The 23005-nt window shown below is 50.6% G+C and carries 21 protein-coding genes; 10 read left to right on the top strand and 11 right to left on the bottom strand.

Translation table 11 applies throughout. The features are described from left to right. Nucleotides 1–17: 17 nt before the first annotated feature. The 7 genes from nudB to ACO0LG_RS12195 form a co-directional block, all read right to left on the bottom strand. Complete coding sequence (nudB, locus tag ACO0LG_RS12225) at nt 18–467, bottom strand: dihydroneopterin triphosphate diphosphatase (RefSeq protein WP_423026659.1); 450 nt, start codon at nt 465–467, stop codon at nt 18–20. 175 nt (nt 468–642) lie between these two features. Next, complete coding sequence (locus tag ACO0LG_RS12220; RefSeq protein ID WP_423026657.1) at nt 643–1122, bottom strand: cache domain-containing protein; 480 nt, start codon at nt 1120–1122, stop codon at nt 643–645. 286 nt (nt 1123–1408) lie between these two features. Beyond that, nucleotides 1409–2197, bottom strand: coding sequence for a CsgG/HfaB family protein (locus ACO0LG_RS12215; protein ID WP_423026655.1), 789 nt, complete (start codon nt 2195–2197; stop codon nt 1409–1411). Nucleotides 2198–2273: 76 nt separating this feature from the next. Continuing rightward, nucleotides 2274–4076 (bottom strand): aspartate--tRNA ligase, encoded by a 1803-nt coding sequence (aspS, locus tag ACO0LG_RS12210; protein ID WP_423026653.1) that lies wholly within the window; start codon nt 4074–4076, stop codon nt 2274–2276. Between the two features lie 61 nt (nt 4077–4137). Further along, a complete protein-coding gene (locus ACO0LG_RS12205; protein ID WP_423009111.1) occupies nt 4138–4740 on the bottom strand; it encodes a DUF502 domain-containing protein in 603 nt (200 codons plus the stop codon). A 53-nt stretch (nt 4741–4793) separates the two neighbouring features. After that, a complete protein-coding gene (locus tag ACO0LG_RS12200) occupies nt 4794–5117 on the bottom strand; it encodes an FmdB family zinc ribbon protein (RefSeq protein ID WP_423026651.1) in 324 nt (107 codons plus the stop codon). Between the two features lie 92 nt (nt 5118–5209). Then, nucleotides 5210–6634, bottom strand: a complete 1425-nt coding sequence (locus ACO0LG_RS12195; RefSeq protein WP_423026649.1) for a sodium:solute symporter family protein — start codon at nt 6632–6634, stop codon at nt 5210–5212. A 432-nt stretch (nt 6635–7066) separates the two neighbouring features. Here ACO0LG_RS12195 and ACO0LG_RS12190 point away from each other — a divergent pair, with 432 nt between their 5' ends. Then, a complete protein-coding gene (locus ACO0LG_RS12190) occupies nt 7067–7747 on the top strand; it encodes a Bax inhibitor-1/YccA family protein (RefSeq protein ID WP_423026647.1) in 681 nt (226 codons plus the stop codon). 94 nt (nt 7748–7841) lie between these two features. On the opposite strand, the gene ACO0LG_RS12185 is transcribed toward ACO0LG_RS12190, so the two are convergent. Then, entirely contained in the window at nt 7842–8843 is a 1002-nt protein-coding gene (locus tag ACO0LG_RS12185) for a M20/M25/M40 family metallo-hydrolase (protein ID WP_423026645.1), read from the bottom strand. A gap of 284 nt (nt 8844–9127) precedes the next feature. Here ACO0LG_RS12185 and ACO0LG_RS12180 point away from each other — a divergent pair, with 284 nt between their 5' ends. The 5 genes from ACO0LG_RS12180 (at nt 9128) to ACO0LG_RS12160 (ending at nt 17565) form a co-directional block, all read left to right on the top strand. Further along, the gene (locus ACO0LG_RS12180; protein WP_423026643.1) at nt 9128–10243 is read left to right on the top strand and encodes a GNAT family N-acetyltransferase; all 1116 of its coding nucleotides are present in this window, start codon (nt 9128–9130) and stop codon (nt 10241–10243) included. Between the two features lie 93 nt (nt 10244–10336). Beyond that, nucleotides 10337–11584, top strand: coding sequence for an exonuclease SbcCD subunit D C-terminal domain-containing protein (locus ACO0LG_RS12175; protein WP_423026641.1), 1248 nt, complete (start codon nt 10337–10339; stop codon nt 11582–11584). Beyond that, nucleotides 11581–15405: an SbcC/MukB-like Walker B domain-containing protein gene (locus ACO0LG_RS12170; protein WP_423026639.1), complete on the top strand. Its 3825-nt coding sequence runs from the start codon at nt 11581–11583 to the stop codon at nt 15403–15405. The genes ACO0LG_RS12175 and ACO0LG_RS12170 overlap by 4 nt, the downstream gene beginning before the upstream one ends. A gap of 203 nt (nt 15406–15608) precedes the next feature. Further along, entirely contained in the window at nt 15609–17111 is a 1503-nt protein-coding gene (locus ACO0LG_RS12165) for a PPC domain-containing protein (RefSeq protein ID WP_423026637.1), read from the top strand. A gap of 145 nt (nt 17112–17256) precedes the next feature. Further along, nucleotides 17257–17565 (top strand): single-stranded DNA-binding protein, encoded by a 309-nt coding sequence (locus ACO0LG_RS12160; RefSeq protein WP_423026635.1) that lies wholly within the window; start codon nt 17257–17259, stop codon nt 17563–17565. A 108-nt stretch (nt 17566–17673) separates the two neighbouring features. On the opposite strand, the gene ACO0LG_RS12155 is transcribed toward ACO0LG_RS12160, so the two are convergent. Both ACO0LG_RS12155 and ACO0LG_RS12150 read right to left on the bottom strand, forming a co-directional pair. Further along, nucleotides 17674–18264, bottom strand: coding sequence for a DUF938 domain-containing protein (locus tag ACO0LG_RS12155; protein WP_423026633.1), 591 nt, complete (start codon nt 18262–18264; stop codon nt 17674–17676). A 177-nt stretch (nt 18265–18441) separates the two neighbouring features. Then, nucleotides 18442–18606 carry a hypothetical protein gene (locus ACO0LG_RS12150; RefSeq protein ID WP_423026631.1) on the bottom strand — a complete coding sequence of 55 codons (165 nt, stop codon included), beginning with the start codon at nt 18604–18606 and terminating at the stop codon, nt 18442–18444. A 20-nt stretch (nt 18607–18626) separates the two neighbouring features. On the opposite strand from ACO0LG_RS12150, the gene ACO0LG_RS12145 reads away from it, so the two are divergent. The 4 genes from ACO0LG_RS12145 to ACO0LG_RS12130 all read left to right on the top strand — a co-directional run bounded on the left by ACO0LG_RS12145 (nt 18627) and on the right by ACO0LG_RS12130 (nt 22264). Beyond that, entirely contained in the window at nt 18627–19379 is a 753-nt protein-coding gene (locus ACO0LG_RS12145) for a substrate-binding periplasmic protein (RefSeq protein ID WP_423026629.1), read from the top strand. Between the two features lie 124 nt (nt 19380–19503). Continuing rightward, complete coding sequence (locus ACO0LG_RS12140) at nt 19504–21078, top strand: DUF4139 domain-containing protein (RefSeq protein ID WP_423026627.1); 1575 nt, start codon at nt 19504–19506, stop codon at nt 21076–21078. Between the two features lie 19 nt (nt 21079–21097). After that, a complete protein-coding gene (locus ACO0LG_RS12135; protein ID WP_423026625.1) occupies nt 21098–21919 on the top strand; it encodes a helix-turn-helix domain-containing protein in 822 nt (273 codons plus the stop codon). Between the two features lie 39 nt (nt 21920–21958). Next, nucleotides 21959–22264: a putative quinol monooxygenase gene (locus tag ACO0LG_RS12130; RefSeq protein WP_423026623.1), complete on the top strand. Its 306-nt coding sequence runs from the start codon at nt 21959–21961 to the stop codon at nt 22262–22264. A gap of 33 nt (nt 22265–22297) precedes the next feature. On the opposite strand, the gene ACO0LG_RS12125 is transcribed toward ACO0LG_RS12130, so the two are convergent. Beyond that, the gene (locus tag ACO0LG_RS12125; protein WP_423026621.1) at nt 22298–22921 is read right to left on the bottom strand and encodes a LysE family translocator; all 624 of its coding nucleotides are present in this window, start codon (nt 22919–22921) and stop codon (nt 22298–22300) included. Nucleotides 22922–23005 lie beyond the last annotated feature (84 nt).

Here is a 23005-nt window from a genome sequence, read left to right as displayed (position 1 = left end):
TGGCTTCCTTTAGCTTGTTAAACCTGGATCAGCTTTGGCAGTTGCAGTATGGCTTCTGCATTCGATGCGGAAAAGCACTTATCTGCTGCATCCTGCCATGGCAACCACATATATTGCAGATGTTCGCGCGGTGCCAGCCTGATTGTTACATCGCGGCTGACACACAGGCCAAACACATGCTCGGTATTTTGCGTCACACCTGGTGCGTAGCGATGGCGCCACACCGGGTAAATTTCATAGATATTGGTCAAACCCCAATCTTGCAAGTCGAACTGCAGGGCATCAATACCGGTTTCTTCAGCCACTTCCCGGATAGCGGTGGTCTGCCACGCCTCATCCACAGTATCTTTCGACCCTGTGACAGATTGCCAGAATCCCGCCTTGTCAGCGCGTTCCAGCAAGAGAACATCAAGTGCAGCGGTGTAAATGACTACCAGGACAGATTCAGGGATTTTATGCGTTGACATGCCAGGCCGAAGTGATGATCCGGTGTTTTCAAAACCACCATTCTAACGCCTTTGGCACATCTATATTGATACCGCAAAGTAAAACGGCACTCCTTGAGCAATATGCTCAATAGAATGCCGCTAAAACTACACGAACGCTGCCTGGAGATATTTTCGCCAACCTGGTCAGTATGCCTTATTTTTTCTCGAAGTAAGTGCCCACGCAAACCATGCTGTCACCAGCGCCGCGCTCGCAATAGGAACGCTTCAGCTCATAACTCTGCGTCGCTGGGTTATTGAACTTGTAGGGGCCATACCAACCTTTGGTGGAGGTCTTCACCAGGTCTATCATGCCCTTGATGAAGGCATTGCCATCCACATCCTTCATTGACATGAGGTTTTTCCCCACCATTTTTGCATTCGCACCCTGCGCCAGGCAATTGCCTTCAAAATCATACACAAAGACGTACAAGTCTTTTTCCTTGAATGCGCCATCGGGATGATCAGTGAATACTTTGTAGGCTTTTTCTGCGCCAGCTGACTTGACCAGGGCGACGGCTTTTTTGACCATGTCTTGCGCTTCAGCCTCAGAACCATGATCACCTGCTGCCTGAACCAGTGGCACGTACAAAGCGATTATCAAACTGAGCGGCAACATTTTTTTAACCTGATACATAGTAATTCTCCCTATTAAGTGAACACGTACCCACTTGGCAAGCAGCCTGACGTCAGCAACATATTTCTTTATAGCATTTTTGTAGCCCACGTACTTTCTTGCAACAAGAGTTCACATTGAAGGATTTTTGTTGCATTGCCATAGATATGGGGCAAACGCATGTGAGTTAGCTGGCTGTCAGCATGTATAAATATGCAGCCTGAATCTTTTGCGCAACGCAGCAAATACAAAAAAGGCCTGCAGAGCAGGCCTTTTAAGTCAAACAAATAACAACGCGAATGAAGACTTATTTCTTCACAGGCACAGCCGGCGGCATTTCTTTTTCCTGCAATTGCCTGACTTGTGGCACCAGTTTATTGTGGGCATCCAGGAAGGCCGCAACGATGACCTTGGCTTCATTGGTATTGCTCCAGCCTGCACCGAAGCCACCACCGGCTGCGCCAAAGCTGAGGCCACCCATACCCAGGTCGGTGGTCTTGGCAGAGCCGGTTGCGGCGGCCAGTTGCTCGGTGGTTTCATTATCGGTCAATAATAAAACCACTTGTGCTTCCTTGAAGCTGACCTTCTCTGCGTATCCTGTGAAATTCCTGAGGAAAGGGATCATGCCCATGATGGCACCAATACCGCCACCAGCCTTGCTCTCGGAAAAAGTCAGGCTGGGGGTAATCGTATATTGCGCTTCATACCCCTTACCCTTGGACACCGTGGAATTTTTACGGATAATGCCTTGGTCCTTGAGTTCCTGTTCCTGTATTACAGCCTTCAAACCAGATGACCGGTCAACCACGCGGAAGCAGCCGCTTTGCTGAGCCAGCAAACGTATCAAAGGCACAGGTGAAGACGGCAGATTGTACTGGCTGCTCATGGTGTAGCCGTTCGGGTTCTCAACCAGTGACAGGGTCGCGACAGGTGCATCACACTTGACCGGGGTCTTGCTGGCACCCTTGGCACCAGCAGGGCCGGCAGCACCTGTCACTTCGGAAGACCCTTCACCGAGTTCGGTTTTCTTTTCTCCGCAAGCGGCGAGTAACAAACTGCTGCTCAACAATAAAAATAAGGCTGTCTTGTTATTCACTTGCATACTCTTTTCATTGATCACAGTTTATTGAACCGGCTTGCGTATTAAAGGCACCTGACTTACTTAAGCTAAGTTAGGCAATTTTTGGTTCTGCTGCACGCAAACGGATATGCAGTTCACGCAATTGCTTTTCATCGACTTCAGACGGTGCTTGTGTCAACAGACACTGTGCGCGCTGGGTTTTCGGGAAAGCGATCACGTCACGGATGGATTCTGCACCTGTCATCATGGTGACGATACGGTCCAGGCCAAAAGCCAGGCCACCATGTGGAGGCGCACCATATTGCAGGGCATCCAGCAAGAAACCAAATTTCAATTGCGCTTCTGCATCATCAATCTTCAATGCACGGAACACTTTGCTTTGTACTTCAGCACGATGGATACGGACAGAACCGCCGCCCAGTTCCCAACCGTTCAGAACCATGTCATAGGCCTTGGCGATACACTTGCCTGGGTCTGTTTCCATCAAATCTTCATGACCATCTTTTGGTGCTGTGAATGGATGATGGGTCGCTGTCCAGCGGTCGTTTTCTTCATCATGTTCAAACATCGGGAAGTCAACTACCCACAATGGTTTCCATACATCTTCAAACAAGCCATTGGCTTTGCCGAATTCACTGTGGCCGATTTTCACGCGCAATGCGCCGATGGCGTCGTTCACCACTTTAGCCCTGTCAGCGCCGAAGAAAATCAGGTCGCCATCTTGCGCGCCTGTCAGCTCAAGGATTTTTGTCAATGCTGCGTCGTGGATGTTCTTGACGATAGGTGATTGCAAGCCATCACGGCCTTGTGACTTGTCGTTGACTTTGATGTAAGCCAGACCTTTGGCACCATAGATGGCGACGAACTGGGTATATGCGTCGATCTCGGAACGTGGCATGTTGGAGCCGCCAGGTACACGCATACCGACGACACGGCCATTGACCATGTTAGCGGCACCGGAGAATACTTTGAAATCGACATCCTTCATCACGTCAGTCAAATCGGTGAATTGCAGTTTGACGCGCATGTCTGGTTTATCGGAACCATACAGGCCCATGGCTTCTGCGTATTCCATGACAGGGAAAGGATTTGGCAGGTCGATGTCCAGCGTGTTCTTGAAGACCAGACGTATCATGCCTTCAAACATGTCGCGAATCTCTTGTTCATTCATGAACGAAGTTTCGCAATCGATCTGGGTAAATTCTGGCTGTCGGTCTGCACGCAAATCTTCATCGCGGAAGCACTTGGTGATCTGGTAGTAACGGTCAAAGTTAGCCACCATCAGCAATTGTTTGAACAATTGCGGAGACTGTGGCAGGGCAAAGAAGCTGCCGGCATTGACGCGGGATGGTACCAGATAGTCGCGTGCGCCTTCCGGTGTGGACTTGGTCAGCATTGGCGTTTCGATATCGATAAAACCGTTCGCATCGAGGAACTTGCGCACTTCCATCGTTACTTTATAACGCAGGCGCAGGTTGTTTTGCATTTGCGGACGGCGCAAATCCAGCACGCGGTGGGTCAGGCGTGTCGTCTCAGACAGGTTGTCATCATCGAGCTGGAACGGTGGCGTGACGGAAGGATTCAAGACTTCCACTTCATGCGCCAGCACTTCGATCTTACCGGATTTCAAATTACTATTGCCAGTGCCATCTGGACGGCTGCGTACCAGGCCAGTAATGCGCAGGCAGAATTCATTACGTACGGATTCAGCAGCTTTAAATACATCAACGCGATCAGGATCGCAAACAACCTGCACCAGACCTTCGCGGTCACGCAAATCAATAAAGATTACGCCGCCGTGATCGCGACGACGGTGCACCCAGCCACACAGGCTGACGGTTTGGCCGAGTAATTCCTCAGTAGTGAGGCCGCAGTATTGGGTACGCATGGACATATTTCTTACCTGTCTGTATTCAAAATTAAAAATGATTTGATGCAGTGGATAACCACATCATTTATTTGGTGGGGAGATGCTCGGGAGCCACCACGCCCATGGAAACAATATACTTGAGTGCGGCATCAACACTCATGTCCAGTTCTATGGCCTGATCCCTGGGTAACATCAGGAAAAAGCCGGAAGTCGGGTTAGGTGTTGTCGGCACGTATACGCTGACAAAATCGCCTTTGAGGTGATTAACCACATCGCCACCCGGTACACCGGTCAGAAAACCTATGGTCCAGCAATCACGGCGCGGATATTCAATCAGCACGGCTTTGCGGAAGGCATTGCCGGATGATGAAAACAAGGTATCAGATACCTGTTTCACGCTGGAATAAATGGAGCTGACGATAGGAATGCGCTGCAATAGGCTTTCCCAGGCTTTGATGACGTAATTGCCAATAAAGTTCTGTGCCAGCAAACCAGTTACAAAGACGATCAGCAAGGTCAGGATCGTACCTATGCCCAGCACTTTGAAACCTACCAGTTTTTCTGGCCGCCATTCAACTGGCAACAGCAACAGGGACTGGTCCATGGTACTGATAATGGCATGCAGCACCCACAGCGTGATTGCCAGGGGTACTAAAATCAGCAAGCCAGTAATAAAGTATTTACGCATGGTAATGGTTAGCTTTGTGAATTAAACGGCAATAATAAGGGATAAAGAGCAAATCAGGCAGCCTTGCCAGCATCGCTGGCAGGGGCAGGCGCACTTGACTCCGCCGCTGGCGTTGCCGCCGGAGCCGGGCTTGTCGACGTTGCTGCACCACCGTCAGCAGTTGGTGCTGTTGGTGCAGCGGCGCCACCGCCAGAGCCATTACGGAAGTCAGTCACATACCAGCCCGAGCCCTTGAGCTGGAAGCCGGCAGCAGTCACTTGCTTGCGGAAAGAAGACTTGCCGCAGGTAGGACAAACACTCAGCGGCTCTTCAGACATCTTTTGCAGTACATCCTTGGCAAAGCCGCATTCTTCACAACGGTAAGCATAAATCGGCATGGCGTAGCCCTAAAAAAACTGATAAAACCCTGAATTATAAAGGTTTTTGATCAGAATTTGCGCATTGCATCATGCCGGGACCAAAGCCAGTATCAAACTGCCAGCCGTTTTTGTATAAATTGCGGCAGCAAAGACCCAGCTACCATGCCTGTCACACTCATGAGCACACCCACCAATTGTGGCGGCCACAAGCCTTCCGGGGCAAAAATTTCCATACTGACCCAACTGACGATGCCAAGAATGATAGACGCCAGGCCACCCTGGGTCGTAGCGCGCTTCCAGTACAGACCAAAGGACAGCGGTACAAAAGCAGCAACCAAAGTCACTTTGTAGGCATTCTCCACCATTTTATAAATGCTGGACTGGGTATTCATGGCAAAAATAGTAATAATTGCCGTAAACACCAACACTACCACACGCATCATGAACAGGAATTGCTTGTCACTTTGCTTAGGAAAGAAGGGTTTCAGGATGTTTTCAGAGAAGGTCACTGACGGTGCCAGCAAGGTAGCACTGGCGCAACTCTTGATCGCCGACAGCAAGGCACCAAAGAACATCACCTGGGCCAACATAGGTACCTTGGTCATGATCAGGGTAGGCAAAATCAGTTGCGGGTCTTTATCAATCAGGCCCTCGACCATCTTGGGGTCAATCAGCGTCGCTGAATAAGCGAGGAACATGGGGATGAAGGCGAAGCAGAAATACAATACGCCGCCTAACACCGATGCATTACCGGCAATTTTTTCATTCTTGGATGAGGCCACGCGCTGGAATACGTCTTGCTGCGGTATCGAGCCCAGCATCATGGTGATCCAGGCGGCAAAGAACCAGAGCGACTCCTTGGCCGTAGGCTGGGGCCAGAATTCCAGCTTGCCAGCATTTGCTGCATGTTCAATAACGACTTTGGCACCGCCAACCATGCCCGAGACTTCCCAGCCTATATACAACATGCCAATCACGATGATGATCATTTGCAAAAAGTCAGTAATCGCCACCGACCACATGCCGCCCATCAGGGTATAAATGAGCACGCTGCCTGCACCGATGATCATGCCCCACTCGTTAGTAATATAACCTCCGGATACCACACTGAACACCAGGCCTAGCGCCTTGATTTGGGCAGCCACCCAACCGAGGTAAGACACCACGATACACAGGGTCACCAGCACTTCGGCGGTACGGCCAAATTTATTGCGGTAGTAATCGCCGATGGTCAGCAAGTTCATGCGGTACAAAGGCCGCGCGAAGAACAGCCCGACGAAAATCAGGCACAAGGAAGAGCCAAATGGGTCAGCCACTACACCTTTCAAACCCTCCTTGACGAAGGTGGATGAAATGCCCAGCACCGTTTCCGAGCCAAACCAGGTGGCGAATACCGTGGCGGTCACCACGTACATGGGCAATGAGCGGCCAGCAACTGCATAGTCCTTGGAGTTATTGACATAACGGGCGGCATACAAACCGATGCCAACAGAGATGACCCAGTACAGGATGACAAACCAGATGAGTGTATTCATGGGGGGGAACGTGCAATGATGTCAATAAAAAACCCGCTTTTTTTGCTGCGGGCATTATAGACGTAAGTTACACGAAGTTTGATGCTGGAACAGGTAATTTTCTGCGATGTATTGCGCTTATTTGCTTAAAAAACACGCGAATTTGGCTTATGTATCAGAATGTACCTGGAAATGAAATGTTTACCACCTATAAGCAAAAATTTCATTGCCTATAAAAACAATAATGGAAACCAAATAGGTGTTACATAAGCAACAACTTGAAACACTTTGAAACATGAATTTCTTAATTTCTGTGTATTCAGATAAAATCCCCTGAAACTTGCAAACTTTGCAGTTTTTTTGAACAGGTTGTTTTTGAACAGGTTGTTAATCAAGCTTGCTCAGTAAAATTTTACTCAGGCAATACTCATCACATTTACGATAGGAACATCCATGGAACTGGCAAGCACCCAGCAAGGTTACGGACCAGCGCGTGAGCGTTTTATCAGCAAGACTTTTAATCATCTCGGCGGCGCAATCCTGGCGTTCACTGCCGTTGAAGTCATTTTGTTTAAATCCGGTATTGCCGATGTCATGGCACAAACCATGCGCCACCTGCCATGGTTCCTGATCCTGGGCGCATTCATGTTGATAGGCTGGCTGGCATCGCGCGCAGCACACACGGTAGAAAGCTTGCCACTGCAATATGCGGCGCTGGGTATCTACATCGTGGCTGAAGCAATTATCTTCATCCCCATGCTGTATGTCGCCAACAAGTTTGCACCCGGTGCCATCGCCAATGCTGGCTTGGTGACCATACTGGCAACTGTAGGCCTGGTCGGTGTTGCCTATGTGTCGCGCAAGGACTTTTCTTTCCTCGGCAGTGTCTTGAAATGGGGTGGACTGGTTGCCCTGATCCTGATCGCCTGCGGCATGATCTTTGGCTTCCAGCTAGGTCTGTTCTTCAGCGTAGCCATGGTCGCCTTTGCCGGTGCAGCGATCCTGTATGATGCATCCAATGTCATCAACCACTATCCTGAAGACCGTTATGTCGGTGCTGCACTGCAGTTGTTTGCCTCCGTTGCCCTGATGTTCTGGTATGTATTGCGCATCGTCATGAGCCTGCGTGACTAAGCAGGGATCAGGCATTAAGTAGGTTTAGTAGTTTCACCCACTCCAGCATGCAGGGATGCAGGCTGGAGTGCAGGCACCCCTCTCTCTTACCTGCTTAATTCGCGCCGTTATGCGCCGCCTTCAAGTCTTTGTTCTTGTTCCTGAAATCTGTCGTCAACATCGCCTGGTCCAATAGGTAGCTGGCTTTGGTCAGCAAATCCACCGCACCAAGATAGAACTGGGGATTGATCTTGTCTGCCGTATCTGTAGGCTGGTGGTAATCGGCATGGTCTTCGACACCAAAATAGATGTGCGGCACGCCTGCCAGGAAGAAAGGCAGATGATCTGATTGCCTGGTCCAGTCATCCTGGCCCTGTTCTGGTCTGTCATGACCAAATTTGAGCTTCACGCCCTGCGTGCCGTCGAGACTGACCAGCAAATTCTTGAGTACCGGTGTATGGTAGGCCCCGCTGGCATACAGCTCACCCTTGTCACCACGGGCTATCATGTCGAAATTCATGTTCAAGCCTATCCGTGCCATATCCATGACAGGCGTGGCCGCAAAAGCTCGTGAGCCACTCAGTCCCATCTCTTCAGCATCAAAAAGGATGACCATGAGGTCATGCTGAGATGGATTTTCTTTCATGGCAGCAGCGATCGCCAATACCGCTGCCACGCCGGAGGCGTTGTCGTCGGCACCGTAATAAATTTTGCCCCCTTTTTCACCAAGGTGATCATAGTGCGCCGTAATCACCAGCACAGGTGCCGTTGCATGCCCGCTCATACTGCCGGGGCTGCAGGCAATAATATTTTTACCTTTGCGGCTGGCACCCTGACGGGTCTGAAATTCAAACTCATGCACAAAATTGTCCTTGCATGGTGTCAGGCCCAATTGCTGCAGGCGGCTGATAATGTAGTCACCTGCCAGCGTGTTGCCCTTGGTGCCTGTGGCACGACCAGCCATTTCTTCGCTGGCGAGTTTATTGACGTCGATGATGGCCTGCGCCGTTATAGTAGCGGATTCATTTGCCTGCACAGGCAAATGTGTGAGGCCGATAGCAAATACTGGTAGCAGCCTGGGCAACAAACTTCTAAGCGCTTGACGAATTTTTGACATGGATCATTAACCTGAGGTGTGATGAGGGTGATATTGGCAGATGCTGCATCGTTGTAGCTAAATCTTTTAGTAAGACAGGCGGACATGAATATAAGTTCTACTTACACAAAACACCATACATCCCTGACATTGATGCTTCAAAATAGCGCCAAACATGGTTGCAAGCTTGCAATTACTGGCGTTACATGGCATAAACCCCAACCTGAGCTTATTGCGACAAAGTATTTAACAATCTCCTGATATCATTTTATAGCCAGCTTACGAAGCACAAGATTTATCCATAGATGTCGAACCTCACAAAACTTGTTGTCAACACAGATGCAGAATTTGAAGCCCTGGCGGCTTCATGGCGGCTGCTGGAAAAACAAGTACCGCAGTTGCTGCCTTTTCAGACTTATGACTGGAACCACGCCTGGTGGCAGGTTTTTTCAGACTCTTCCTGGTATCACAAGGATGAACTTGCGATCTGCACTCTGCATGAGCAAGGGCAGCTAGTTGCGGTGATGCCGCTGACAAATACCCATGTCGGACTGCACAGCGTGTTCATCTACCGTTATGTGCGCCCTTTTGGCTCAGACCCCAATCTGACGGAAATACGCGTACCGCTGGCCTTGCCCGCCTACACTGAAACCATCTTGCAGCAATGGGAAGATCTGTCACGCCAGGAAACCTTTGGCCTGACCGAATTCCAGGTCATCCACACCAGACAGCATGCGACGCATTTTTTGGCCTGCAATACTGCAGTGCATTCACTGGAAGCCAGAGCGATACCCAACTACATCCTGCATCTGGATGAGAGCTGGGCGAGTTTTAAATCCGGGCTCAAACGCAATATCAAGGAATCATTACGCCACTGCTATAACTCACTGGCGCGGGATAACCTGAACCTGAAGCTGCAAGTCTGGCAAGGCGGCGATGAAATCAAGTCCAGAATGGCTGGATTTTATGCCTTGCACGCGGCCCGCGCAGGTGCCACCAATACGGTAGAACACCCCGACTATTTTGCCGCTCCAAAACATCGCGCCTTCATCACAAGCTTGCTGGACAATGATTTTGGCCAGCGCATGCGCCTGTTCAGCCTGGAACTCGATGGACGCGTGGTTGCCATGCGCCTCGCATTTGCCATGGGCGAAGAACTGTATCTCTACTATTCAGGCTATGACTTGAAGTTTGCGCGCTACAGCGTCATGACGACTTTGCTGGCAGAAATCATACAATGGTCATTTACGCAGAACTTCAAGCGCGTCAATTTATCGGTGGGTGAGGATGTATCAAAAACCCGCTGGGGCCCAGCCGTCACGGAATATGTTGAATACCAGTGCGTAAAAAACCAGGCCTGGCGCAAGACACTGGGCAGCGCCATCCTGAAGATGCGCAAATCGCGCAGGACAAAAGCCTGAGCGTACACGCTACATCAGCTTATAAAAAACAGTTACACTTGCCTGCGTTGGCATACCATGCCCACCTGTATTTGCATAGGCTAAGGAAAACTCTTGCGCTTCATCCACACCTCAGACTGGCACCTGGGCCAAACCCTGCACAGCGCCGAACGCGGCCTGGAACACCAGCATTTCCTGGACTGGCTCATCACTACACTCGAACAGCAACAGGCAGATGCATTGCTGATCGCCGGTGATGTGTTCGATAATGCCAACCCGTCTGCCAGTTCACAAAAACAGTTTTACCGCTTCCTGCAGCAAGCCAAGGCGCGCCTGCCCAAACTAGATATCGCTATCATTGCAGGCAACCATGACTCACCCGGCAGGCTGGAAGCACCCGGCCCACTATTGGATGGCATGGACATCAGCGTCATAGGTATGGTGCCGCGCCTGGCGGATGGCAGCATCAATGTAGCCGCCATGGTCTTGCCATTACGGCAGAATGATGAAATTGTCGCCTGGTGCCTGGCAGTGCCCTTCCTTCGACCTGGCGACGTACCTCGGGTAGAAAATGTCAGTGATCCTTACACGGCGGGCATCGCCCAGCTATACAAGGATGTGGCGGCGCATGCACTCAGCCTGCGCCAGCCTGGCCAGGCCATCATCGCCATGGGACATTGCCATATGGTAGGTGGTGAAACATCAGAAGACTCTGAACGCCGCATCGTCATCGGCGGCACTGAGGCTTTGTCTGCCAGCATGTTCGGCAATGAAATTACTTATGTTGCACTGGGTCATCTGCATCTGGCCCAAAGAGTCGGCAAGCAAGAACATTTGCGTTATTGCGGCAGCCCCCTCCCCCTGTCTTTTTCTGAAGTCGATTACCAGCATCAGGTTTTGTGTGTGGATATCGAGGATGACAAACTCACTCAGGTAACGCCACTGCACGTACCACGCACGGTACAGCTTTTGCGTATCCCCAAACAGGCAGCACCCCTGCCTGCCGTGCTGGATGCACTTGATAGCCTCGATATGGCAGGCATCGTTAATACCAGCAAAGGCACAGAATATGATCCGTATCTGGAAGTCAGGGTAAAGCTGGAGGCACCAGAACCCGGCCTGCGTGCACGCATAGAAAGCTATATCTTGAGCAAGCCCTTGCGCTTGCTCAAGATAGATACGCATTACCCGGGCAAAGCACAGGATGACAATAGCGATGAACAGGCAACGCAGGATACGCTGGACCGCTTGCATCCAGAAGACATCTTCCGCCGCCTGTATCAAGGCAAATACCAGCAAGATGCACCGGGTAGCATGCTGCAGGCTTTTGGCGAACTCTTGCATGGCGAGGACACACAGTGAAGATACTCGCCATCCGCGGTAAAAACCTGGCTTCTCTCGCAGGTGAATTTGCCGTTGATTTCACGCAAGAACCCTTGCAATCGGCCGGCCTGTTTGCCATCAGCGGCCCAACTGGCGCGGGTAAGAGCACCTTGCTGGACGCGCTGTGCATGGCCCTGTATGAAAACACGCCGCGCCTGATTAAGGCAGGCACGGCAAAATTACCGGATGGTGCCGATGCGGTAACCCAGCAAGATACCGGCAACCTGCTCAGGCGCGGCACTGGAGAAGGCTATGCTGAAGTGGATTTCGTCGGCACTGATGGCAATGCCTATCGCTCGCGCTGGAGCGTGCGCCGCTCACGCAATAAAGCCTCAGGCATCTTGCAGCCGACCACCATGTCACTGCATCAGTTACCGCAACTGCAGCCCATAGGCGGCAAGAAAACCGAGGTCAAGGAAGAAATCATCAAACGCCTTGGCCTTAAATTTGAACAATTCACACGCGCCGTTTTGCTGGCACAAAACGAGTTTTCCAGCTTTTTAAAAGCCGACGACAATGACCGCGGCGAATTATTGGAAACGCTGACTGGCAGTGACATCTACGGGCAAATTTCACAACGTGCCTTTGCCCGCGCCAAGCTGGAACGCGAAGCGCTGGACCGCTTTCATGTGCGCCTGGCAGACAACAAACCTCTTAGCGCAGAAGAGCGCACACAACTAGAGACAGACCTGAGCGTCAGCAAAACCCAGTTGGAACAACTGGACACCCAACTCGCGGAGCTGCAAACACATTTGCGCTGGCATGCCGATGACAGCAAGCTGCTACAGGGCGAACAGCAAGCACAGCAGCAATTGCAAATTCACGAACAGGAAAAGACAGCCGCCGCAACAAGAGCCGCTTATCTGCAAAAAATAGAAAGCATACAAACTGCACGCCCACTGCTGACAGAACTCGAACGCCTGCAACAGGTAATCAGCCAAGGCAAGGCAGAAATTGCCACAGCCCATAACAATATACAGACAGGCACGCTCAGCGCACAAGAAAAACATCTGGCCCTGACACAAGCACAGCAAGCATTACAGCAAGCCGAACATGCGCTGCAAGAAGCAACACCTTTGCTGGATGCAGCCAAGGCGCTCGACAGCAGCCTGAACATTTTGCACAGTAACTGGCTGGCTGCACAACAGACACAAGCACAGTCAGAGCAGGCGCTGGCAACAGCAACGCAGCAGCATAAAAGCAAACAGGCTGACCTGGCACAACTGCACAAGAAACAGCAAGACCTGCAAATATGGTTGACCCGGCATGCGGGCTTGCAACGCCTGGCCGACAACTGGACAGCATGGGAATTATTATTGAAGCAGGCAGCAATAGCCCAAAAAGATACCAGCTACCAGCAGCAAAGCATACTTGATCTGCAAAAACATAAAGACAAGCAAGAACAATTGCTGGCAGAACGCGCTCGACAACTCCAGGCAAGCGAACAAAGCTGGGGAGCTACAGAAAAATTACGCGAACAAGCAGCAACAACACTGGGACAATTTGACCTGCCCGGCATGCAGGTACAAAGACTTGCACTTGATCAAAGGCGCGAACTTTTAAGTAATGCTATTGACTTGCACAAGCAAATGTATGAACAGGTACAACGCAAACAGGCTGTGGAAACCCAGCAGCAAGCCAACCAAATGAGCAGGCTTGCTACAGATAAAACCATCACCCAAATCAACGCTCAATTACCCGGCCTGATTGCTGCAAAAGAGCAAGCGCAGAAAAGTCTGCAACTGACCCAGACCGCCTGCAATGCCAATGTAGAAAGCCTGCGTAATGCCCTTCAAGACGAACAAGCCTGCCCGGTCTGCGGGGCAATCGAACATCCCTACAAAACCGGCAACCAGCAATTGCATGCTTTGCTGGTACAGTTGGAAAACGAACTCAAACAGTGTCAGCAAGCCGAGCAAGACCAGCGCCAGCTACTTGCAACTGCAACGGCTGAACAAAAGCAATATCAACAACAGCAAAAACAATTTCAACATGACCTGATGCTGTTGCAGCAACAGGAAAAGATCCTAACAAATGCATGGCAAGTGCACAGCATCGTCAATGAATTGCGGATTGCGAAAATCGATCATGAACAAGTCAGCACCTGGTTAAGCCAGCAACAAACTGGCTTGCAAGAACAACTACAACAATTGCTTAAAACCGAGCAAGCTTATCAGCAGGCAACCAAAGCCAGGGAGGAGACATTTGCCAATACAGAAAAAGTACGCCGCACCCTGCAAGACCATAAAGACAGCCACACAGCAGTAATCCATGCCCTTGGACAGTTCACTACGGCCCTGACACAAGCTACAGAGAAGGAACAGGATGCCAGTCAAAAACTGGATGAAGCCCTGGCCCAGTTAGCACCGGCATTTTCAGCGCAACCAGATGATGGCAACAATTGGCAAGACAACTGGCATGCCTCACCGCTAGAATTCCAGAGCCAGTGCGCAATCCATGTACAACAATGGCAAAGCCATCAACTCGCCTCCAGCCAGAGTGCTGAACAACTGGCGAAGCTGCAGCTGGAAATCGATAAACTTCAAGCACAAACCCAGCAACTGGAAGAACAATTTTCCAGCAACAACAAACGCTATCTGGATGCCGATATTGCATTAAAACAGCAACTGGCCAAACGGCAGGAATTATTCCAGGGGCGCGCAGTCAGCGAGGTGGAAGCGCAATTCACATTGGTCATCAATCTGGCAAAAGCGACGCTGCAAACCCAACTGCAAACGCATGATGAGGTACGCCAGCAACTGGCACGCCTGCATGAAGCACTGGAACAAATCAGCAAGCGCATTACCCAGCAAAGCCAGGAACTGCACATCACCCATGAAAAACTGAAGGAGTGGATAACGCAGCAGCAAGCTGTTATAGAAAATCTGGACGAAGCACACTTGCGTGAATGGCTGACACATCCACATGCCTGGATCCATGCAGAACGCCAGGCCATGCAAGCCATCAACAATGCAGTCCAGCAAGCAGCAACTATACTCCGTGAACGCAGCCAGCAAAGGCAGCAGCACTTGTTACAACGCCCTGCTCCACTCCGTTTTACTGAAACAGAAGCCGAGCAGAATCGGGCGGAGAAAAAGCAAGACGAACAAGAGCGAGAGATTGCAGTATCTGCAATAAGCGAGAGTGAGCATTTGCGATCCCTGCTCAACAATGTCAGTGATAAACGCCAACAGGCACAGCAAGAATACAGCCGCCATCAACTCGCCATGGCACAGGACGAAGCGCGTCACCAGCAAGCCAAAAGCCTGATCGCCGACATGCAGGAGCAAGAAAGCCGGACCCGCCTGTGGGCACAGATGAATGAATTGATAGGCGCAGCAGACGGCAAAAAATTCCGCAACTATGCCCAGCAAATCACGCTGGATGTCTTGCTCGCCTATGCCAATCAACACTTGCACCAGCTCTCACGCCGCTACCGCCTGCAACGCGTGGCAGAGACGCTGGCACTGATGGTCATCGACCAGGACATGGGCGATGAACAGCGCTCTGTCCATTCACTGTCTGGTGGCGAATCTTTCCTGGTATCGCTGGCCCTGGCGCTGGGCCTGGCATCACTGTCCAGCAACCGCATCAAGGTCGAATCCCTGTTCATCGACGAAGGCTTTGGTAGTCTCGATGCAGACACCCTGCGCATCGCCATGGATGCGCTCGACAGCCTGCAAGCCCAGGGCCGCAAGGTGGGAGTGATATCGCATGTGCAGGAAATGACGGAGAGGATTGCAACCAGGGTGGTGGTACAGCGGGTGTCTGGAGGAAGTAGTTCAGTAGGCGTGGGCTGAGTGGCTTGCCGGTTTGAATGAGGTGAGTTTGTTGAATGGGTCGGGCAAAAAAAGACGCAAATAAGAACGGGTTGCATAAAAAACATTTTTAATGTTAATGTACCAATGTTTTAATTTTACCAATTCTCCCTACGCAACAAATCATCAAACCATCTGCTTGTATGTATCTGACTCATTCCACTTCAAAACCACGAAAGGCCCTCATGAAATTCAAAAATTTTACTTCGCATCTTTGCGTAGCTAGCGCAGCACTGTTCTCTCACGTAGCCCACGCTGAGGCTGTAAGTGATGCCATTATTGTCAATACCTATTTGCCTGGCAACCAATTGATGGTAGGTGTTACGGCAAACCCTACCGGTGAAAAGCTGGTGCTATGGCGGGATGAAACACAAAGCACCTACTATGTACAACGCGTTGATACGGCGGGCATACTCTCGCCGATCAAGATGCTGCTTCAGCTTGAACGGGCTTATGGCATCAAGACAACCCGCTCTGGGAATTTTGCAGTCATGTCCCAATCACAAAGTGTTTCTCAACCCGGCTATTTTATTAACCTGTACGATCGCAACGGCAGCCTGATTACCGCGCCTATACGCTTCAGCTCATTTACAAACGCAGGGGGTGCAGTTGGCATGGCATCCAATGGAAGTTTCGCCGTGCTGTATTCTGAATATGCGGGCTCTAATTCCACACTATTTTTAAAACGCTACACGGCAACCGGCGCTCAGATTGGTAATGCTATCACTGTCGCCCAATCCACCAATGGAGCATATTTAGGTGGAAGTGACTTAGCCATTGACGAAAGCGGTAACATCACCGTCACCTGGATGAATATACTTTCTTCCGTGCCTGATATATGGATACGCCGATTTAATGCTTCCGGCGCCCCCATTACAGCACCAGCAACCGTGCACCTGAATACGGTGGGCACACAAACTGGTGGACAAATTGCGATGAACGGCTCAGGAAGCTTTATCGTTACCTGGAACGATAATCAGCCCAATACCAACATCTGGAATTCTTACATACAAAGATATAACGAATATGGCAATCCTGTGAATGATGCTATTCGGGTCAACACAACCGCCTTGCCAAGAGAACCATCGCTCTCTGCAGCAATGATGGATGATGGCAGCTTTGTTGCCGCCTGGAATACTGACGATGAACTCTCAGTCCCGGCTTCTAAAGCTGCCATCAAAGCCAAGCAGTTCAGGAGTGACGGAACACCGGTTGCCGATGAATTTTTTGTCAGCACGCCGAATGGCGATGGCTCAGCAGCGAGTAAAGTCGCAATGGATATGGCGGGCAATTTTTTAGTTGGCTGGCATAGCGCCAATGCCAGCACTGGCTATGATGCAAAAATACGCGCCTATAAAATGGATACCCTGCCACCTACGCAGGTATTGATCAATGGCCAAACCGTGCAAGGCATTTCTGGTGCAACGGGTAGCTGGAAATATTTCAAGATCACTGTTCCTGCTGGAAAAAGTAAATTGAGTGTAAATATGAATAGCACGCAAGCTGGCGATGGCGATGTGTATTTTCGCTGGGGTGGCTATCCAACATTAAACAAATGGGACATTCGTCCAAACCTGGATGGCAATAATGAATCTTTCACCGTTGGCACACCACCAGCCGGGGATTTTTATATTGCTATTTACGGATACGCTGCCTATACATCAAACAACCTGACTGTCAGTTATTAGTCACAAGAGCCAGGCAAAATAGTAAATCAGCGTCATATCACTGGATCGCCAATCAAAGTGCAGTCCAGTGACTTGTATCGCCAGCCAAACGCGTGTATGTTCGCGGGAAAAGTCAAACTCACCAACACACACGAAAGAAACATCCATGATAGACGCACTCATCGCCGGACGCATTTACGGCCAGGTCGAAGAACGCTCAGGACAAAACGGTTCTGTCTATGTCACCTGCAAGGTGCGCGCTGCGACGGATGATGGTGAATTCATCATCTGTAATGTGATTGCCTTCAATGATGCAACACGCAATACTTTGCTGGGCCTCGGTGATGGCGACAGCCTGTCACTGTCGGGGGCGCTGACACCCAAGGTGTGGACAGACAAACAGGGCAAGTCCAGACCGGCGCTGGATCTGATTGCGCATGCGGTGATCACCGCGCATTTGAATACGGCTGAATAATCTTTACCACACAGTAGGGTGCGCCGTGCGCACCGATACAGCAACGTTTAATTTCCTGAAATGGTGGGCACGGCGCACCCTACAGCCGATATTTCTACAAACCCGCAGCTACTTCACCAACACCAGCAAACGATTATTGGCCGGCATGGTGATGTCTTGCTGCGCCTGCATGCCATGCTGATTCGCCAGCGCAATGATCTTTTCAATGTCGCGTATGCCCATGTGCGTAGCCTGTTGCCTGAGTGACGCATCAAACTGCCTGTTGCTTTCGCTGGTAAATTCACCTGCATAGTTGAAGGGGCCATAGATAAGAAACAAGCCTCCGGTACTCAGCAAAGCTGATACTCCTGCGAACATGAGTTCAACTTCTTCCCATGCCATGATGTGGCAGGTATTGGCAGTATAGACGGCGTCAAACTGGTTTTCTGGCCAGGGGCTGATACTGATATTCAATTCGAATGGCGGCAAGAGATTGGGCAAAGCGGCCTCTGCCATCCAGGCGATGATGCTGGGATGGTATTCCTGCCTGTCGCTGGTTTGCCATTGCAGATGGGCCAGTTGCCGTGCGAAGCTCACCGCATGCTGACCAGTACCGCTACCTATCTCCAGCACGGCGTGGCTGCCACTCAAAAACGGCTCTATGGTTTGCAGGATAGGTGTGCTGTTTCTTTCGCAAGCGGCGGAAAACAATTTACTCATAAGGCTACTTTCATGTGGCGATGGCTTTTTGTGACGCTTGTTGTTGCGCTGACTATGACGCTTATTGCAAGCCCGACAGTATACGGCGTGTGCATGAAAAATGTATCAGGATATTTTTTAGACAATATCAAGTATGTTGCCATCGCGTGCAAATTCCTTAAAGTGTATTTTTTCCCCTCATTTTTTCAAAGCTTGACATTTCAAAAGCATCATTTTTTCAGACAAGTGATATGCTAAAAATCTACTGGAACAGCCTTGGAATTCGCTGTGCTGCCAGTGTTGACAGGTATTTTCGATGGTGACAAATGCTGAATCGCTACCTTCCTGCTTGCCTGCTGCCATTTTGCTTTGTTTGCAATATAGTGACAGCCGCTCCCAAATGCCCGCCACAACCACTTAAACTGGACTTTATAGAACTTGGCATCTATTTCAAATCCGAGCGCGGCATCGCTGCGGGCAATGGCATAGACCGCGATCTGGTAGATGAACTCAGCAAGCGCAGCGGCTGTATTTTCGATGCAAAAGTGCAACCACGCGCACGCACCTGGCTAGAATTAAAAGCTGGCCGCATCGACATGATGACCGCCACACTGAGCACGCCCGAGCGAGAAGAACAGCTCTGGTTATTTCCCTACGTGCGCAGCCACCATGTCATTTTGCTCGGGCCGTCAACGCCGACTACCTTGCATACGCTGGAGCAGTTCCAGGTAGCCCGTTCACTTAAATTTGGTGTCGTCAGGGGTTTCGTACACAGTGCCTTTTATGATCCCCTGATCGCTGCCTGGGCCCAGGAAGACAGGGTCAGGGTATATGCCGACGAAGCACATCTGGTCAATGCCTTGATGCAGGGCGAGGTTGCAGCAGTCACTACTTATCCCGGAGTCTTCCAGTTTTACATCAATGCCAGGGTCAATCCCAATTCTGTGCGCATGGCAGACTGGGACAAGAGCAATCTGCAAGCCGTGGGTAATTTGGGCATCAGCAAAGCGCGCTTTACCCACGCCGAAGCGCATGAATGGGGCATGCTGATCAGGGCGATTCAGCAGGATGGTACTTTACTCAAAATCTACCGCAAATATGTGGGCGCGCACGAGGCGCAGAATATGCTGCCTTGAAGTACTCGCCCCGCACAACCCAAGGCCAAGCAACAACCAGCCAATTTTGCCAATTGCATAATTAATGCGATACTTGCAAAAACCATCATCAATGAAGATCGATCGCGTCTCATCAGGAATACCCATGCAAAAGAAAATCATCATCCTTGCCACCTTGTTGCCACAACTCGCGCTGGCACAAAACCCTGCAAATTCAAAGATCAGCAATGTCCTGGTCTATCCCGGTGGTGCCAACGTCGAAAGAGTGGCCAGGGTAGCCGCTGGTGCCAGGGAGTTGAAGCTCAATTGCCTGTCTGCCCGCTTTGATGTCGATTCCCTGAAGGTGCAGGCCGATGCTGGCATACAAGTAGGTGACGTCAGCGTGCAAACAGTGGACAGGGTACGTGCGCCGGAATGTGCAAACACTGGCCTGGATTTACGCATACGTGAGTTACAGGAACAAAAAGCCAGCATCAGTGCAGAGAGTGAAGCCCAAGAACTGGTAATAGGCTATCTGAAAAACTTTGGCAATGAAAAATCGGGCAGCAATACAGCACTTGTCGCTACCGCAGAACAATTACGCCGCACCGGGCAAGATGCCTTGCAACGCCGCTTGAGTGCACAAAAACGCTTGAATGATCTGGACTTGCAACTGACACCCCTGCTGGCGGAACAACGCAGGCAGATGCAGGCCAATCCACAAGTACGCAGTGTGCAGATCCGCCTGTCGGCACAAAACGAAGGTGAAGTGAAACTCTCTTATCGCTTAAGCCAGGCGGGCTGGACGCCGGTATATCGCGCCTATCTGGACACAGCCAAATCACAGGTCAGACTTGAACGCCATGCCCAGGTTGCCCAGAATAGTGGTGAAGACTGGAATGGTATCAACCTCAAGCTATCAACCTCACAGCCTGATCAGTCCAGCCAGTTGTATCCACCTTCACCATGGACGCTGAGCATCATCCCGCCTTTGCCTAGAGAAACGCAACGCGTGCAGCCTGTGATGATGGCACCGCCTGCTCCTGTTGTTATGGCTGTTGCCGCTCCCGGTGATTATAGAGGAGCCGAGATGCCCAGTTTTGATGTCAGCGTATTCCAGAGTGAATATGCGGCAGAATTCCAGGTGCCAGGCAAAATCAGCCTGAACAGCGATGGTCAGAAAACCGGTTTTGTGTTGGGCAGCCAGATCATTGATGCGCAGGTATTGGTGCGCGTGCAACCTAAACAGGAGGCCCAGGCTTACCTGCTGGCCAATGCCGCCCGCCCTGCCGGCTCATGGCCGAGCGGCAATCTGCAGTTATACCGCGACAATGATTTTATCGGCCAAAGCCAGCTGGCTTTTGGCAGCCAGGAAAAACTGGAACTCTTCTTTGGCCGTGACAATATGGTCAGGGTCGAAGTGGAACCAGAGCTGCGTGATGATGCGAACAAGGGCTTCATCAACAGTCGCATAGAAAAGAAATATACCAACTCCTATGTCATAGAAAACAATCACAAGACTGCGGTCACACTGCAGGTACTGGAAGCCTCACCAATAGCGCGCCATGAAGACATCAAGGTAGAGACGAAGTTTACGCCTGACGCAACACAAAGCAGCTGGAACAAACAACCCGGCATCATCGCCTGGCAATTGCCGCTGGAAGCAGGCAAGAAATTGAAGCTCAGGGCCGACTACACGATCAGCTATCCCAAGGATGCGACGGTGAATGGTTTGCGTTGAGAGCGGTTCTTAAATCAAAATGAAGAGATTTCAGATTCAAGCCACCCCACAGTTACATCCTTATATAGATCGCCTGTGGGGTTGGGAGAGTGAAGCAGATGAAGTCATCGCCTTGCCAGAATTATTACCCGGTACAGGGGCGGAACTGTATTTTCATTATCGTTCACCATTTCAGTACCGTAATGGTAGTACAAATACAGTAGAGAAGCTGACGCCAAGTCATTTACTGTGCATGCGCCGGCAGACGCTTGCTCTTGTTGCGGCGGCAGATATTGGCTTTATCGCAGTGCGTTTCAAGATAGGCATGTTGCCGCGGTTTACCGACATCGCCATGCGGGAGCTGGCTGACCACGCTGTGGCGGCAGAAGATATCTGGGGTCAGGCAGCAAACATTTTATGCTGGCAATTGTCATATGCAGATACGCTGGAAATAAAGCTGGAATTGATCAATACCTTCCTGCTCGGGCAAATGCGTCAGGTAGCGACAGATGTTCTGATAGAGCAAGCCATGCCGCTACTCTATCGACGATATGCAGACATCAGCATACAAAGGCTGGCGGATCATTTTCACATTGGCAGGCGACAGTTTGAACGCCGGTTTCTGGCTGTCAGCGGGCAGACTGCCAGCACGGTGAAATGCATGTGCCGCTTTCAGCATACCCTGCGCAGTCTGATGTTAAGCGACGCAAAGAGTACGGCGATCACTGCACTGGAGCATGGTTACTATGACCAGGCGCATTTCATTCACGACTTTAAAAAACTCACAGGTATCAGCCCAGATCAATATTTGAAGCTGGCACGTACGAAGACGCATTTTTACAATACCAGCCAGCACCGCTAAAGCAAACTACATGCTCTTCATCATTGATAGGAGTAAGACATGTTGTTATTACTGGCTCAACTGCAAACCCGTATTGCCGCAAAAGACGAAGTTAAAAGCATCCTGGAAAAACTGGTCGCTACTACACAAGAAGAAGCTGGCAGTATTTTTTATGCAGTGCATCAGCAACAAGATCAGCCCAATAATTTCATGGTGTATGAGTTATATCGCGACAAGGCTGCGTGTGATTTTCATCTGCAATCCGAGTCTGTCAAAGCTGCATTGCAGCGCATGGAAACTTTATTGGCACGGCCACCGGCAATCACTTTTTTCGATACTGTCGCTCATACTTCCATGACGGCTTAAACTTATACTGCGCCTTGTTCAACATGGTGCATATTATGCCCCAGCACGCAAACCCCAAATTTGCCAAGCCGCAAAACCGAGCAACAAACAAGCACCTGCACGGTTAATCAGCGTCATTAATGTGACGCTGATTTTCTCGCGAATCAATGCCACACCACCACTCAAGATCAGCCACCACAAGGCTGACCCCGAAAATACACCCGCAATCATGAAAGCCGCCGCAGATGGATGCACCGCAACCGGGCCAGCGATGCTGGCAAACACCGCAATGAAAGACACGATAGTCATGGGGTTGGTGATGGTCAGCATGAAAATGGATAAAAATGTGTTGATCACAGTCTGCTTGTTTGCGACATCCTGATCCACAAGCTGCACTTTGCTCAATAGCAGTTTGCCACCCATCCACGCCAGGAACACGGCTCCCGCTATTGCCAATGGTCTACTCAGCGACACAAAATAATCGGTGATAGCTACCATGCCGAATGCCCCTATCGCACCATACACCGCATCAGCACAGGCTGCACCCATGCCACTGACAAAACCGGTACGCATGCCATATGCGAGTGTGCGCTGTATGCACAGCAAGCCTATGGGGCCGACCGGTGCCGCAATCGACAGGCCTATCAGCACCGCTTTGAAAAATAAATCCCACTCCATGCTTGCTCCCCAATCAAAAAGAAGATAGCTCCAGTATGAAGATTTGAATCAGTGATTAACATGGAATAATTCAGGTAAAACTGC

The organism is Undibacterium sp. Ji42W, from assembly GCF_049340405.1.
In the GTDB taxonomy this organism is placed as follows: Bacteria; Pseudomonadota; Gammaproteobacteria; order Burkholderiales; family Burkholderiaceae_D; genus Undibacterium.
This window is presented reverse-complemented; position numbering and strand designations above follow the sequence as displayed.